Source organism: Bellilinea sp. (genome assembly GCF_053501535.1).
This window is the reverse complement of sequence record NZ_JBRCOK010000121.1, coordinates 1-14,930: the sequence shown is the minus strand read 5'-3', so window position 1 is coordinate 14,930 and position 14,930 is coordinate 1. Positions and strand designations below refer to the sequence as shown.

The window sequence follows — 14,930 nt, the reverse complement described above, 5'->3', positions numbered from 1 at the left end:
TCCGGGAAAGCATCACGCGCCATCTGAAAAAAAGCTTTGGTCATCCGCGCACGGCGGATCAATTCGTCTAACTCTTGAAAAGTCAAAAGCTCCCAATCCGCCGCTGATGGAACGTCTGAAACAAAAGCCACCCGTTCACCGCTGCGCAGGTTCAGGTTCACTTTAAGCATGTTGACGGCCGCCTGACGCAGTTCCTCAAATTCGGTCATTGCAAAACCTCCGTTCAGGGGCGGGACTTTTCAATCGGCTGATATTCCACATCAAAACCAAAATGACGCGGGCCGAACAGCTCCAATCCGCGCGGTGTGCGCCACTGCGCTGGCGCCGGCAGGCCGATCACGGTAACGCTCATCCCCTCGCGGCAGTAGGGGTTAAGAACGGGCTCATTCGCCTCCTCGTCAAAAACGCAGATCAAGTCGGGGACGGTCACATCCACCTTGCCGTCCCGCCAGCTGACGATATTTTCGTTCTTGAACCAGATGTGGTAATCGCTGCCGCTGAACTCGCCTTCTCCACTGAGGTAAATATCGCCAATGGTAAAGCCCTCGAAGGTATCAAAAGCATGGCGGGTAACCACCCCCTTGAAGAGCAGAAATCCGCCGGCGGTTAGGGCTATCTGCGCGGCAGCCGAAAGGCCGCTTTCCTTCGCAGCGCGGAAGGTCTTGCCAATTTCCCACGCCCGACTGATTGCGCCGGTAATCACCGCCCCGCGCAGTTGCTTTGCCTGGGCCGGGTGATCGGCTACGCCGATGCGGTTCTTGCTGACTACCGCCATGGCGCGCACCAGCGCTTCGGCGCGCAGATCATTGACCACTTTTGGCAATACGGCCACATCGCCAAACTGGTTGGCACACGCCAGCGGGTAAATGGGCAGGTCATAGATACAATAGGTGGAATGCTGCAGCTCCGGCACTGAGCGGCCGGCCGGATCGGCGTCAATGATATAACGGTCCAGCAGGGCGGCCACATACAACGCCTCAGCCGTGTTGCCGCCGCCTAATTCGGTTGAAATCACGCCGTAAAATTCCCGGCCAAAATAGGCTTCCAGCGCACGGTAAGCCAGATAGGGTTCCGGCTCATCCAGTTTGGGCAGGCCAGCATACTGCGCTTCCAGTTCCGGGGTGGAAGGCGAAACGCTGCCGCAAATGTAGGGTGTGGCAATCCAGGCATCATCCGGCACTTCGGCAAAGTCCACCAGGCGGAATTGCTTGCCTTTCTGGAGCGCATCGTCTATCAGCGCCAGACCTTTTTGCAGCGAGCCGCCCCCGCCCGTACCGAGAATGGTACAGCCGTATAAGATGTCATATAAATCTTGCCGTTCAAGCAGTTTCATGGAATTTCCCTTTCTGGAATGTTCAAGAGGTTGAATTTCAGAATCAGCCAGAGAACTTCACGATTTTCCAACCAGCGGCTCGGCCAGCTGCTTCAGCTCCGGGTGAACCACAACGCCGTTTTCAAGGATTGGCACCCCATCCAGCCACACCGAAGAATTGAGGCAGATGCCATCGCAGTGCGACTTTGCCGGAATACCATCGGGTGGAGCATCCACCGGACTGAGATAGCCCAGCCCCCATTCGGTACAGCCCCAAACGCGCTCATCTTCCAGTACGTTGCCGCACAGACGCGCGCCGGGGTTAAAGCCGTAACAACCGTGCGCCAGGCGGAACATGTTGGGGTCATCGAAACTTTCCAGCCAGCGGCGCAGTTCCTCTGCCTGCGCCCCGCCGTCAAAATGCACAACCCGGCCTTTTTCAACTTCCAACACCACCGGCTGCTTGAGGAAACCGCACGGCGGGGCTATCGTGCCGTCAAATACCAGCCGGCCATTGATCGAGTCAAAGTCCGGAATGAAGGAAATCTGCCCGCCGAGAAAGTGCATTCCCGGCGTATCGCACAATCCATCATCACAGCTGACCTGCCGCTCCTCCGGCAGCAATTTAAAGGAAAGGTCGGTGCCGGCGGGCGTCGTAATCCGCATCCGGATGGCCTGTTGAGTCATCTGGCTGACGCGGCGTAAAAAGCGCGAGAGCGCGCCCGCATCTACCCGCCCAATCAGCCTGACCATCATGTCCACCGTCATCTCTACAAGGCACATATAGCGCAGCCGTTTGTTTTGCGCCATTGCCCGTTCAAAGGGAGTGGAATAAAGCAGCCACTGCTTGTTGAATTCGACCCACGCATCCGCCTGAGCAAGCGCGGCGGTCAACGGTTCAAGCGGCAGCAACGGATCAGCGGCTTTGCCCACCCCCAAAGGCGAAACGAGCGTAATCACCATCGGAATCGCCCCCAGCGTATGCGCTGCACCTGCCACCGCATCCACTACCCGCATGTCGCTTTGCGTGTCAGCCGTAATCACCAGCGTTTCACCCGGCTTAAGGCGGAACATTTCTGCCGTCAGCAGGTGAGCGGCGCGCGCCAGTTCATATTCAAAATATTTCGTCATCCTGCCTCCTTCATGGGTCAATGAGATTTTGCTTTGTCAGAAACAGCCCGTTCATCCGAGAGCAAGTAACAGGCAGCGCTGTGCCGTTCCCCGACCAACACCGCCGGCGGTTCGGCCGTGCGGCAAACCGGCATGGCATACGGGCAGCGGGTATGAAAGCGGCAGCCGGGCGGCGGGTCAATGGCACTGGGAACGCTGCCCTCCAGCGTCTGCAACTGATCCAGACTATCCATCTCCGGGCTGGGAATGGCGTTGAACAAAGCCTGAGTGTAGGGGTGACGCGGCCGGTTGAAGACTTCATCCGCCGGCCCCTGTTCCACAATTTTGCCCAAATACATTACCACGATGCGGTCCGACATGTAATGAACGACGCTGAGATCATGCGAAACGAGAATATACGTCAGCCCCAAACGCTGTTTCAACTGCATCAGCAAATCCAGAATTTGAGCCTGTGAAAGGATGTCAATCGAGGAAGTCGGCTCGTCCAGCACCACCAGTTTGGGCTGCAAGGCCAGCGCACGGGCAATGGCAATGCGCTGACGCTGACCGCCGGAAAATTCATGCGGGTATTTGTACAGGCTGTCGGGCGGCAGCCCAACCAGCTCGAGCAATTCCTGCACCTGTTCAGCCAGCTGCAGCGCAGAAAGGCGGCGGTGCACCACCAGCGGCTCGCCGACCACATCCCGCACCAGCATTCGCGGATTCAAAGACCAGAACGGATCCTGAAAGACAATTTGGATATCCTTACGCACCTTCTGACGCAGTTCGGCCTGCGAAAGGTGGGTTATATCCCGCCCGTCGAAGATGATGCGTCCTTCGGTAGGTTCCTCCAGGCGCAGCAGCAGATTCACCAGGGTGGTTTTGCCGCAGCCCGATTCGCCCACCAGCCCAATCACCTCGCCCGGTTGGATTTCCAAATCCACGCCGTCCACCGCCCGCACCCAGTTCTTTTTGCCAAAGAAAGCATCGGTGCGCACCGGAAAGTACTTTTTCAATCCTTCAATCCTGACCAGCGGTTCACTCATGCTAACTTCCCCTTTGCCAGAAAACAGGCTGCCTTGTGATCCTCGATCAGCACTTCCAGCATCGGCTCCTGCTGCGTGCAAACCGGCTCGCCGATTGGGCAGCGTGAATAGTACGGGCAGCCATGTTCCGCCTCGTCTTTGATGACCAGACTGGCAAACTTCAGTTTTTCGGACTTACTGCGCGGAATGGCAGAAATGAGGGTTTGGGTGTAAGGATGCAGCGGCTGGCGGATGACTGCCGCGCTGCTCCCTTCCTCCACCAGTTTGCCGCGGTAGAGGATGCCCACTTTCCTGCAAAAAACATTCACCAAACCTACATTGTTGGCGATGAACAACACGCTGATTTTCAAGTCCCGCTGCAGCTCGCTGATCAGCTTGAGAATGCCGGCCTGAATCGTCACATCCAGATTGCGGGTAGGTTCATCGGCAATCAAAAACTCCGCCCCGCAGGAAAGCGCGATGGCGATAATCACGCGCTGACGCTGACCGCCGCTCAGCTCATGCGGATACTTTTTGAACATATTGCGCGTATCCGGCAATTTCACCATTTCCAGCAATTCAAGCGCTCGGCGGGCAGCCGCCGCGCCCTTCAACCTTTCATGCTGTTCAATAACCTGTTCAATCTGCTGTCCAACCGTGAAAACCGGGTTCAGTGTGGACATGGGGTCCTGAAAAATCATCGCCATCCGTTTGCCGCGATAGACTGCTGCCATTTCCGCTTCACTCTTTTTGAGCAAATCCTCACCGTCCAGCCAGATTTCACCGCTGTGAATGATGCCAGCCGGCTTGGGCAGCAGCCCTAAAATGGTCAATGCCAGGACGGTTTTACCCGCCCCGCTTTCCCCCACCAGACCGTAAGTTTCACCGCGTTCAATCGTTAGATGTTCGATATTCAAAACCCGGCGGATTCCTTCAAAGGTCCGGAATCCCACCGAGAGATTGTTGATTTCAAAATAAGCCGCCATCTTTACCTCCCTAGAATTTGCGCGTGCGCGGGTCAAGCACTTCCCGAATACCGTCCCCAATCAAATTGAAGACCAGCACGGTGATAAAAATGGCAATGCCCGGGAATGTGCTGTACCACCAGGCGTTCAAAAAGTAGGTGCGGCTGGTAGAAATCAACAAGCCCCATTCGGGGGTAGGCGGCTGGGCCCCTAACCCCAAAAAACTGAGCGCCGCAATGGTGAGAATTACACCGCCAATATCCATGGACGCCTGAACGATGACCGGTGCCATGGTGTTGGGCAGGATGTGACGGAAGATGATCCTCGGCATAGGTGTACCGATCGCCATCGCCGCCCGCACAAACTGGCGTTCACGAATGGAAATGGCCTGCCCGCGAATGATACGCGTGTACCACGGCCACCACGAAATGGCAATTGCCAGCATGGCATTGGTCAAACTGGGACCAAGAAAAGCGGCAATGGCAATCGCCAGCAGCAGCGGCGGAAAAGAAAGGAAAATGTCGGTAATGCGCATGATGACTTCATCTGCGAATCCCCCCAAACCACCGGCAACGGCACCAAGTGGAACACCGATCACCAGTGCCAGCCCAACCGCAATGAGCGCTGTTTGCAGTGAAATCCGCGTGCCAAAAATGACCCGTGAAAACAAATCCCGCCCCAATTCATCCGTCCCAAACAGATACCGGCTGGATGGCGGCAGCAACTTATCCTGTGGATTGGTTTCACTGATGGCGTGAGAGGGGTAAGGGGCAATCCAAGGCGCAAAAACAGCGATCAAGATCAATAAAGCGATAATGAGGAGAGAAACCCGCTGCAAGAGGTTGCGGTTCAGCAAATAAAAGGACAGGCGCAGTTCTCGGATGGATGGCTGGAGGGATTTTGAGGTATTCAAGAACCACTGCATGGCTTTTTCTCCCCTTACGTCCGCACGCGCGGGTCAAGCGCGATGATGATGTCGGCAATCAAATTGAGGATGACATAGGAGAACGCCGAAAAAATGGTGACTCCCATGATGGCCGGGTAATCCAATCCGATTACGGCTGTGGCAATGTAACTGCCAATACCAGGCCAGCTGAAGATGGATTCGGTCAGAAAGGTGTTGACCAGTGTATATCCAATCGAAAGGGCTACTACGGTAGAAGTGGGGCCGATGGAATTTTTCAGCGCATACGACCAGAGGACAACCCGTTCTTTCAACCCATACGAACGAGCCGCAGTAATATAATCTTCATTGAGGATTTCGAGCAAAGCCGAACGGGTCATCCGGGCAACCAACCCAATGGGGTACAAACCAATGGTGATGCCCGGCAGCACCAGATGCCACACAGCGTCGGTGAAAATGGTGAAGTTGCCGGTGATGAGAGAGTCAAACAGCAAAAAGCCGGTCACTTTGGGAATTTCCATCATAATCTTGATTTCTGTGCTGAGCTGGCCGCCCAATGGAAACAGCTGCAGGGTGCGCGCAAAAACCAGCTGCAAAATCAAGCCAATCCAAAAGGTCGGCAGCGAAACCACACCAATGGCAAACAAACGGCTGAGGTGATCCACCAGACGGTCTTTGTACTTGGCGGAAAGCACCCCCAATGGAATACCCACAAACACGGCTGCAAGGGTGGAAATCAGCACCAGTTCTATGGTCGCCGGCAGGCTTTCCAGCAATTCCAGCGTAATCGGACGGCGGGTGCGCAGAGAATAGCCCAGATTGCCCTGTGCCAGATCGAGCAGGTACTTGCCGAACTGGACGATGAGCGGCCTGTCCAGCCCCAGTTCAATTCTGGCTCTGGCTATCTGTTCAGCTGTTGCGCGCGGCCCGGCCCATTTTGCAGCCGGGTCGGAAGGCACGACCCGCGCAATGAAGAAGGTAATGAAGGCGACGCCAAACAAGACAATCCCGCCGAGCAGTAAACGGCGCAGAATGAATTTTCTCATTCCCGTTTTACACTCCGAAGTATGAGTAGTTGCATCCTCTGGTTATCCTGCATGCCCGTTCGGAAAATCCTCCATATCAGTCGGGGCGCAGCGGTTAACCTTACTGCGCCCCTTCGATTCCGTTAGTGCAGAGGGGTTCAACTGCGGTTCTTATTCAAGGGTCAACTGGTGGAAGAACACCACGGTTGGGTAAGCCGGGTTGAATTTAAACCCTTTCAGGTTCTTGACGGTTACCCAGATATCCTCGCGGTCATAAATGAACAGCGAAGCAGCGTCCTCCAGCAATAACCTCTGAGCATCAACGAACATCTGCTCGGCTTTGGCAAAATCAGTCGAGGTCAATTCATTGGCTTCGTCAATCAAGCGATCAAATTCAGGATTATTGTAGTACGCCAGATTGAAGAGCGGCTCTTCTTCGGAATGGAAGGTGCTGAAGAGCATGGAGTACGGGCTGGGGAGGTCCGGCCACCAGTACATGACAAAGATATCCTGCCGGTTTTGCGGGTCTCCCTTAGCCATCTCCCACTGGCTGTCCCACGGCATGCCGCGTATCTCAAGATCAATGTTGAGTTTTGCCAGTTCGGCTTTGTACAATTCGGCAGCGCTCTTTTCGGCTTCATTGCCGGCGGTATAGGTCAGCAAAAGTTTAAAACCGCCCTGACCATAACCGGCTTTTTCCAGCAGCTGTTTTGCCTTTTCAAGGTCATGTTTGTACTGCGGCAGTTGATCGCTCCATCCCCACAGTCCAAACGGCACCATACCGTAAGATTGCCGCCCATACCCGCCAATGACCGTATTGACCACCTGCTCATATGGAAATGCGTAGGCCAATGCCCGGCGCACATCCACATTATCCAGTGGGGGCTTGCGGGTATTGAACATGCCGATCAGGTTTTGAAAAGAAGGTTCCACATAGACGGTCACATTGGGATTCTTCTTCAACGCTTCGATGTCGGTATAGGGCAGTTCTACGGTAATGGTGGCTTCGCCGGTTTCAATCAACTGGCGGCGGGTTGCCGGTTCTGCAACCTTGCGGAATACCACGGTATCGAAACTGTTTTCCTGCCACCCGCCCCAGTAATCGGCAAATTTCTCCAAAATCACCTCGTCGCCCCATTTGGAGCTTTTCAACATGTAGGGGCCGGTTCCGCAGCCTTTGGCTTCTTCAATCCAGGAATTATCCTCCTTGACGCATTTTTTGGAGTAGATAAATGCCGCATAACCGGTCGAGGCAATCAGCTCCAGCGGTGCCTTATAAGCCAGTTTGAATTCAACCGTTTGCGGGTCAACCACATTGATTGCCTCAACCGCCGACCAGATGTATGAAGCTCCGGCGCCGAGCTGCATCGTCCGTTCTATGGAGAATTTGACATCTTCGGCGGTCATTTCATCCCCGTTTTGGAACTTGACCCCCTTGCGCAGCTTGAAAGTGTAGGTCAATCCGTCATCCGAAACGGTGAATGACTCGGCCAGCAGCGGCACCGCTTTTTTTGCAGCAGTATCATACCGCAGCAGCTGCTCGTACATATTGTTGTGCACATGAATGCCGTTGGAATACTCGATTGCCGGATCCCAGCTGGTCAGCGGCTCGCTGTTGAGCGCGTACACCGCAAAACGGGCCGGTTTTTGGGCCGGCGTAGCAGCATTGCCGCCGCAAGCTGCCAAAATGGATCCGATCAGCAACAAGCATACCAGTAAAACAAGCGACTTTTTCATTTTTTCCTCCTTTGGCAAATCTTTTTTATCAATCGCTTCAGGTGTGGATCATCTTGCGTCAACAATTCCTGCGCCGGTTCGACGAGATTACCCACACCGCAGCCGGTAAACGGACAAAACAAACTTATTGGGAAATTTATTCAAATTGGGAGACCGAATTGGTCAAAGATATTTTTGGATTAAAACAAAATCCCGTCAAAAAGTCAATCACTTTTTTTCACTCACTAAAAAAGTACTTTTCACCAGCCCATTCAGCGCAAGACCGAAAGCGCCATGCGTCGGTAGGTATGACGTTTGCCGCGGATGGTCAGCGAGAATTCCAGAATGTTTTCCGGCAGCGGCATACCCGCCAGACCGGCTTCATCCAGCCGATAGACATCACCGCCGATCATTTTGGCATTCAGTGCCATTTGCTGAATATTCTCGCGCGGGCTGCCCTCCACCGAGCCGGTTAAAATCAACCACACCAGCCCGCCCAGTTGATGGACATGATCCACCAGCGCAGCGGTTTCTTCCAACCGCCAGCCCTGTTTGCTGCCCGGCATGACCAGTCCAATGCACTGCGCGCCGGCCGATAAAATCTGTTCATGCGCCCGACGGTACTGTTCACGCAGCGCTTCGTCGTTCGGCGGCGGAAAGAACACATCCGGCACGCCCACCAGCATCAGGTCATCTCCGTAGCGAACGCGCGCCTCGCGGGCTGCGGCGGCTACCTCCGCGGCACTCTGACCGCTGTGCGGGTCGCCGTAGAGAAAGACAATATCGGCGCCTTGCTGAACCAGTTTTTCCAGCCGCTCGGCGGAATAGCGGCGGGTGTACAACCAGCCGCCTTCCTCCTGACGGGTAACCGCCATGTTGACCGCAATCGGCCGCCCGATCATCCGCTTTAGCTGGCGGAGAATATCCGGCTGGGCAGCAACCGAAGCCGGCAATCCGCGGATCAGCGGATTATCCGGGTCAAAATGATCGAGCGTGATAATGTCCGCCCCAAAGGCGGCGGCAATTTCGGCATGGGTAACGCCCTCAACCGGCGGTTCGTAGGTGCAAATCACCTCGGCTGATATGGTGCGCCCTTCCGTTTCGCGTATGCTTTTTGTCAGTTCAGCCGCGTTCATCGCCAAAAAGTCGCTTGCGGCTGCATCCAGAATTCGTTTGGTCATCGGTGTCCTCCACAATTGGGATCAGGTTCAACGGATTGAAGCGCGGGCAGCCTGCATGAAAGCGCGCGCCTGTTCAGCAGAAACGCGGTTGGATGCCAGCCCGCCTTCCTTTAAGGAAGAACCGACAATGACGCCGTCGGCAACCGCCAGCACTTGCGCCACATTCTGCAGGGTGGTGCCCGAACCGGCAAACACCGGCAGGTGCACGGCTTCCTTGACTTCGCGAATCGCTTCCAGCGGCGTGGCTTTGCCGGTGGCCGCGCCGGTGACAATGATCGCATCGGCGCCGGCCGCCTGTGCATCCAGCGCCGATTGGGTCAGGCTTTGCGGCAGCAGGTTGGTAGTGTACTTGGTCTGCACATCCGCCCAAATCTGCACCTCGGCGCCGAGCTGTTTTCGGTAGCGGGTCAGTTCTGCCGCGCAAGGGTACAGCAGCCCCTGGGCGCTGACCACCGTATCCACAAACACCTCAGCGCGGATGAAATCCGCTCCGCAGGCGTAAGCCACCGCCATTTCGGCCTGCCAGGCGTTGAACTGCACATTGACTCCCACCGGGATGTGGACATGGCGGATGACCTCGCGGGTCACGGCCGCCATGAACGCCAGCCCTTCGGGCTGCGGCTCGGCAGCGCGGTAGGGTTCATCGCCAAAGTTTTCCACAATCAGTCCGTCCACCCCGGCCTGCTCCAGCGTTTCGGCCTCCCATAAAGCGCGTTCGTAAATCACCTGGGGGTCGCCGGCAAAGTGCGGGCTGCCCGGCAGGGGCAGCAGGTGAATCATGCCGATGACAGGTTTTTCCGATCGAAACAGGTTCATAGACTCTCCGCCTTACCTCAATGCTTTTCACTGTAACGGACAATGCCTTCCAGTGCCAGACGCGCCAGTTCGCGTTCCTTACTTTGACGTTCGCCGCCTTCCAGCATTCGCGGCTGGATGCCGTCCACGGTTGCCACCAGCAGCGTCACACAGCGCAAACCGAGGTACTTTGCCGCTACATACAATGCCGAAGTTTCCATATCGGCACTGATCACCCCCGCGGCTGCATATTGCTGCAAGAGCGTTTGTTGGGGGCGGGCCGGCTGGCGGTCTGGAAGAGAATGCGAGAATAAGTCCGTATAAAAACTGTCCGAAGTCAAAATGACGCCGGCCGAAAGCGGCGCTTTTTCCTCTTTGAGCGTATGGAAGAAACTGTGGAACAGGTCCATATCCGGCACGGCCGGAAAGTTGAGCGGCAGGTAGGCCTGCGAAACGCCCTCATGGCGCGCCGCGGCCTGCACCAGAATGAAGTTGCCCAGCGGAATACCCAGACTCATGCCCGTGCCGGCGCGCACCACCACCCGCACACCCAATTCCCACAATTCTTCCAGCACCAGCGCGGCGGCCGGCGCGCCAATTCCCACAGTAATGACCGAAACCGGCTGGCCTTTATACGTGCCGGTAATGGTGCGGAATTCGCGCTCGTTGGCTGCCTCGCGCACCTCGCTCATCTGCTCGGCAAACAACGCCTGGCGGGCCGGGTCGCCCACCAGAATCACGCGCGGGGCGCAGTCCTCGGCTGAAAGTTTGAGATACCAACTGGTTTTAGATTTCACGATGTTCGTCTCCTTTCGGGGATCATGCCCAATGTTCAAATTCCTCGAGGGAGATGACTTCTCCCATGTAGCGTTGAATGTCCTCCAGACTGGCCAGATGCAGGTGGGTGTGATTCGAACCCACCGCCTCACGCACGACCACCGGCCGAAAACCCCACCCAAAGGCATCCTGCACGGTGGCGCGAACGCAGACGTGCGTCTTGACTCCCACCACCACAACCTGTTCAATCCCTTTTTCACGCAGCAGCAAATTCAAATCCGTTTCAAAAAACGCGCTGTAGCGGCGTTTTTGCACCACATACTCGCCCGGCAGCACCTCAATCCCTTCAGCCCATTCAACCGCCTGCGATCCTTCCAGGCAATGCTGCGGCAATTTTTCAAATTCAAAATCCTCTCCATGATGAAGCGGATGCGTTTCGCGCACATGCACAATCATCCAGCCGGCCCGGCGGGCAACGCTCAGCACCTGCCGAATGGCAGAAAGCACCTCATCGTAAACCGGGTAATAATTGACCCCCTGCGGGTGCATAAAGTCGTTAATCACATCAATCAGAATGAGAGCGCGCTTCATAAGAAAATATCCTTCTCCGGCAGGTACTCGCGGAAAGTCTGGTAATAACGGTTGACCATTTGCTCCCACTTTGGCAGACTGGTCTGGCAGCCCCAGGCTTCCAGCACGAAGGAGGCCGTCACCGCTCCAATTCTAGCTGAAATTTCGAGCGGATAGCCGCGGCACAATCCACTCAGCAAGCCGCCCAGGTAAGCATCGCCGGCGCCGGTTGGGTCTATCAGGGTTTGGGGTGCTACCGCTGGAATTTTGGTGACCCCGCCGGGCTCATAAATCAGACTGCCCTCTTCGCCGAGGGTAACAATCAGGGCTTCGACCCCCCGCTCGAACAGTACCTGCATGCGGTCGGCCGCAATCCATCCCATCAGGGCTTGCTGTTCAAAGCGGTTCATCACCAGAATGCGGCAGCATTGCAGCAGTTGTTGCACCAGTGCGGGCGGGAAGGCGTGCGGGTCGTTGCGCAGCGACCAGACCAGCCTGGCCGGGCTGTTCTCCAACCCGCGCAGGAAGCGTTCGGTATGCTGACGGCTGGCGACGGTAATCACGGCAAACCGGGCAGCCTGAACCAGCTCGGGCGGCAGACGGATTTCGGTATCCTCATCGGCGCAGCCGGGGAAGTAAAAGGTCTGGTGGCCGCCCTGCGGGTTGATGAACAGGAAGGTTGCCGCGGTTTTGCCGCCGGCTTTGAAGGTCAGGCACTCCGGCGAGACCTTTTCAGCCTGCAGCAAGGCCGCCATGCGCAGCCCGGCTTCATCGTCACCCAGAATCAGGGAGGGGGCGGCCGGCACACCCAGCCGGGCCAGACAGACGGCAATGTTGCCGGCACAGCCGCCGGGAGTAGGCAGCGGGATGCCCGGTGGATCAAGGATGATGCCGGTTTCACCCACCTGCGGGGCACGGTCAACCCGCAGAATGCGGTCAAAACTGGGGTAGCCGCTGATCAGCACCTGAGGGAGAGTCATGCCGAAATCCTCTTTTTTCGGATGACTTTCTGGAGCGAGATGCCGGTCAATGTCAGCACCACGATCAGGTAGGGCAGCATTTGCGGCAGCTGCGGTGGGATGCTGGTGGAGGTTTGCAGGCGGAACTGCAAAATCTCGAACAGGCCAAAGACAAAACAGCCGAGGGTCGTCAGGCCCGGTTTGCCGGCGCCAAAAAAGACCGCCGCCAGTGCAATAAAACCACGCCCGTTGATCATGCTGTCGTTGAAAATGGTCAGGTCGCCGATTGCCAGCTGAGTGCCGGCCAGAGCGCATAACACGCCGCCGAGCAGCAAGGCAAGATACTGGATGCCTTTCAGGTTGATGCCGGCGGTTTCGGCGGCTTCGGGGCGCTCACCTACCGCCCGCAGGTGAATGCCGACCGGCATGCGATACAAAAACACAGAAGTCAGACCGGCCAGAATCCACGAGAGATAGACCAGCACGCCATGACCTGAGAGAACTTTGCCCAGCAAGGGAATATCCGCCAGCAGTGGAATGGTCAACTTTGGCAAACTTGCCAGCCCGGCAGGCGAGTAAGCCCCGCGGGCATTGAACAGCACCACCAGCAGGTAGGAAGTCAGCCCGACCGCCAGGGTGTTGATCGCCAGTCCGGCGACAATCAGGTTGGCGCGCAATTCGACCACCGCCACAGCGTAAATCAAGGTGATCAACGTGGTCAGAATGACCGCAAACAACAACCCCACCCACGGACTGCCAAATTGAGCACCGAACACGACCGCAAAAAAAGCTCCGAATAACATCAACCCCTCAAGGGCAATGTTGAGCAAATTCACCCGCTGGCTGATCAGCCCGGCCAGCGCAGCCAGCAGCAAGGGAGTCATGACCCGCAGGGATGCGAACAAAATATTGGTCAGGGTATCAGCGTTCACGGCGGCGCCTCCAGAGCAGACTGCCAAATTCAATGGCGGCGAAGAAGATAATGGTGGCTTCCAGCACGCGGATCAAATCGCGGGGGACATCGGTCATGATTTCCATGGTGGCGCTTCCGCTGCGCAGCATGCCGAACAACAGAGCCGCCAGCAAAGCACCCACCGGCGAATTGCGCACCAGCAGGGCAACCGTCATGCCGGTAAACGCCAGGCCGGAAGAAAAGCCGGCAATAAAACGATAGTGGACGCCCAAAACCTGACCGGCCCCGGCCAGCCCGCCCAAAATCCCGCCAATCACCATCACGCGTTCAATCACACCGGCAACATTGATCCCCGACCAGCGCGCAAACTGGGGATTATCCCCCACCATGCGAATTTCATAGCCGAGTTTGCTGCGGGTCATCAGGTAGATCATCACCAGCGCGGCGGCCAGCGCCAGCAGAAAGCTGGCATTCAACTGCGATGGGGGCATCAGGCGCGCCAGGCGCGCTGCCGGAACAACTTGCGGCGACATGGCGTTGGCCACACCCGGCACCAGAAACGGCCCGTTGACCAGATATTCGGTGAACAGAATGGCAACATAATTGAGCAGAATGGTGGTCACCAGTTCATCCACCTGCAAGCGCGAGCGTAAAACCGCCGGAAAATAACACCACAATCCGCCCACCAGGCCGGCAGCCAGAAACGCAAGCGGAAGGATCAGCCAGGCCGGCAAATCGGTGAAGGTGAACCCCACCCACGCCGCCGCAAAGCCCCCCAGGTAAAGCGACCCTTCAGCTCCTACATTAAAGATACCCGCCCGAAAGGCGACAGCCGCCGCCATGGCGGTGAAGAGAATGGGAGTGGCCGCCAGCAAGGAATTGGCAACCGCCGTGCGGCTTCCCAAAGAGGTTTGCAGCAACGCGCGGTAGGCCTGCAGCGGGTCTTTACCCGAAACCCACATGACCAGCGCGCCCATCAGCAGGGCAATCAGCAGGGTGAACAGGGTGCGCAGCAGAGAAGCCGCCACCGGCGAAAGACGGGGGGTGGTCTGTTCGAGCGGGGGTGGCTGGGAAGGAGTGGGTTCAAGTTGCGATGATTCAGCCTGCATGGAGATGTCCTGTCATGTAAAGTCCGACTTCTTCAAAGGTGGTTTCGTCCGGTTTCTTTTCCCCCACAATCCGGCCTTCGTAGAGGATCAGTATGCGGTCGGAAACCGCAAATAATTCGTCGAGATCGGCGGAAATCAATAAAACCGCGCCGCCCTGATCGCGCCGCCCGATCATCGCCTCGCGCACAAACTGGGCCGCGCCGACATCCAGCCCGCGGGTGGGGTAGGCCGCCACCAGCACCTCCGGGTGGTCAATCATCTCCCGGCCGGTAATCACCTTTTGCTGGTTGCCGCCGGACAGGTTTTTGACCATACTCCTCACCCCCGGTGCGGCAACATTATATTCATGAAGGATTCTGCCGGCAAACTGCTCGGCCGGGCGCGTGAACAGGGTCAACCAGCCGGAGAAAGGCGCTTTGTAATAACGGGTGGAAATAACATTTTCCTGAATATGGGTAGCCAGGTTCAGCCCCTGCTCTTTACGTTTTTCGGGGATAACCGCCAGCTGGGGCTGGCGGCGCTGGCGCGGCGAGAATCGGCTGACTTCCCGCCCGTTCAGCCATATCTCT

14 protein-coding genes and 2 pseudogenes are annotated in these 14,930 nt (G+C 56.8%); all 16 read right to left on the bottom strand.

Going from position 1 to position 14,930, the window contains the following annotated elements:
• A pseudogene (locus ACWIZX_RS11685) lies at positions 1 to 209 on the bottom strand (hypothetical protein); the annotation flags it as partial.
• Positions 210 to 223: 14 nt separating this feature from the next.
• Positions 224 to 1,333 (bottom strand): DUF917 domain-containing protein, encoded by a 1,110-nt coding sequence (locus ACWIZX_RS11680; protein ID WP_448335898.1) that lies wholly within the window; start codon positions 1,331 to 1,333, stop codon positions 224 to 226.
• 57 nt (positions 1,334 to 1,390) lie between these two features.
• Positions 1,391 to 2,443: an aminopeptidase gene (locus ACWIZX_RS11675; RefSeq protein ID WP_448335897.1), complete on the bottom strand. Its 1,053-nt coding sequence runs from the start codon at positions 2,441 to 2,443 to the stop codon at positions 1,391 to 1,393.
• A 17-nt stretch (positions 2,444 to 2,460) separates the two neighbouring features.
• Positions 2,461 to 3,468, bottom strand: a complete 1,008-nt coding sequence (locus ACWIZX_RS11670) for an ABC transporter ATP-binding protein (RefSeq protein ID WP_448335896.1) — start codon at positions 3,466 to 3,468, stop codon at positions 2,461 to 2,463.
• Positions 3,465 to 4,433 carry an ABC transporter ATP-binding protein gene (locus ACWIZX_RS11665; protein WP_448335895.1) on the bottom strand — a complete coding sequence of 323 codons (969 nt, stop codon included), beginning with the start codon at positions 4,431 to 4,433 and terminating at the stop codon, positions 3,465 to 3,467. The genes ACWIZX_RS11670 and ACWIZX_RS11665 overlap by 4 nt, the downstream gene beginning before the upstream one ends.
• Positions 4,434 to 4,443: 10 nt before the next feature.
• Entirely contained in the window at positions 4,444 to 5,337 is an 894-nt protein-coding gene (nikC, locus tag ACWIZX_RS11660) for a nickel transporter permease (protein WP_448335894.1), read from the bottom strand.
• 14 nt (positions 5,338 to 5,351) lie between these two features.
• Positions 5,352 to 6,362, bottom strand: coding sequence for an ABC transporter permease (locus ACWIZX_RS11655; protein ID WP_448335893.1), 1,011 nt, complete (start codon positions 6,360 to 6,362; stop codon positions 5,352 to 5,354).
• A 150-nt stretch (positions 6,363 to 6,512) separates the two neighbouring features.
• Entirely contained in the window at positions 6,513 to 8,078 is a 1,566-nt protein-coding gene (locus ACWIZX_RS11650) for an ABC transporter substrate-binding protein (RefSeq protein WP_448335892.1), read from the bottom strand.
• A 251-nt stretch (positions 8,079 to 8,329) separates the two neighbouring features.
• Positions 8,330 to 9,238, bottom strand: coding sequence for a DUF7916 family protein (locus ACWIZX_RS11645; RefSeq protein ID WP_448335891.1), 909 nt, complete (start codon positions 9,236 to 9,238; stop codon positions 8,330 to 8,332).
• A gap of 27 nt (positions 9,239 to 9,265) precedes the next feature.
• Positions 9,266 to 10,054, bottom strand: coding sequence for a BtpA/SgcQ family protein (locus tag ACWIZX_RS11640; protein WP_448335890.1), 789 nt, complete (start codon positions 10,052 to 10,054; stop codon positions 9,266 to 9,268).
• 17 nt (positions 10,055 to 10,071) lie between these two features.
• Positions 10,072 to 10,830 carry a nucleoside phosphorylase gene (locus tag ACWIZX_RS11635; protein WP_448335889.1) on the bottom strand — a complete coding sequence of 253 codons (759 nt, stop codon included), beginning with the start codon at positions 10,828 to 10,830 and terminating at the stop codon, positions 10,072 to 10,074.
• A 22-nt stretch (positions 10,831 to 10,852) separates the two neighbouring features.
• A complete protein-coding gene (locus ACWIZX_RS11630) occupies positions 10,853 to 11,401 on the bottom strand; it encodes a cysteine hydrolase family protein (protein ID WP_448335888.1) in 549 nt (182 codons plus the stop codon).
• On the bottom strand, positions 11,398 to 12,360 hold the full coding sequence (locus ACWIZX_RS11625) for a carbohydrate kinase family protein (RefSeq protein ID WP_448335887.1): 963 nt from the start codon (positions 12,358 to 12,360) through the stop codon (positions 11,398 to 11,400). The genes ACWIZX_RS11630 and ACWIZX_RS11625 overlap by 4 nt, the downstream gene beginning before the upstream one ends.
• Entirely contained in the window at positions 12,357 to 13,271 is a 915-nt protein-coding gene (locus tag ACWIZX_RS11620) for an ABC transporter permease (RefSeq protein WP_448335886.1), read from the bottom strand. The genes ACWIZX_RS11625 and ACWIZX_RS11620 overlap by 4 nt, the downstream gene beginning before the upstream one ends.
• Entirely contained in the window at positions 13,261 to 14,361 is a 1,101-nt protein-coding gene (locus ACWIZX_RS11615) for an ABC transporter permease (protein ID WP_448335885.1), read from the bottom strand. Before ACWIZX_RS11615 ends, ACWIZX_RS11620 begins: the two co-directional genes overlap by 11 nt.
• Positions 14,351 to 14,930 (bottom strand): annotated as a pseudogene (locus ACWIZX_RS11610) (heme ABC transporter ATP-binding protein); the annotation flags it as partial. The gene ACWIZX_RS11615 and the pseudogene ACWIZX_RS11610, both read right to left, overlap by 11 nt.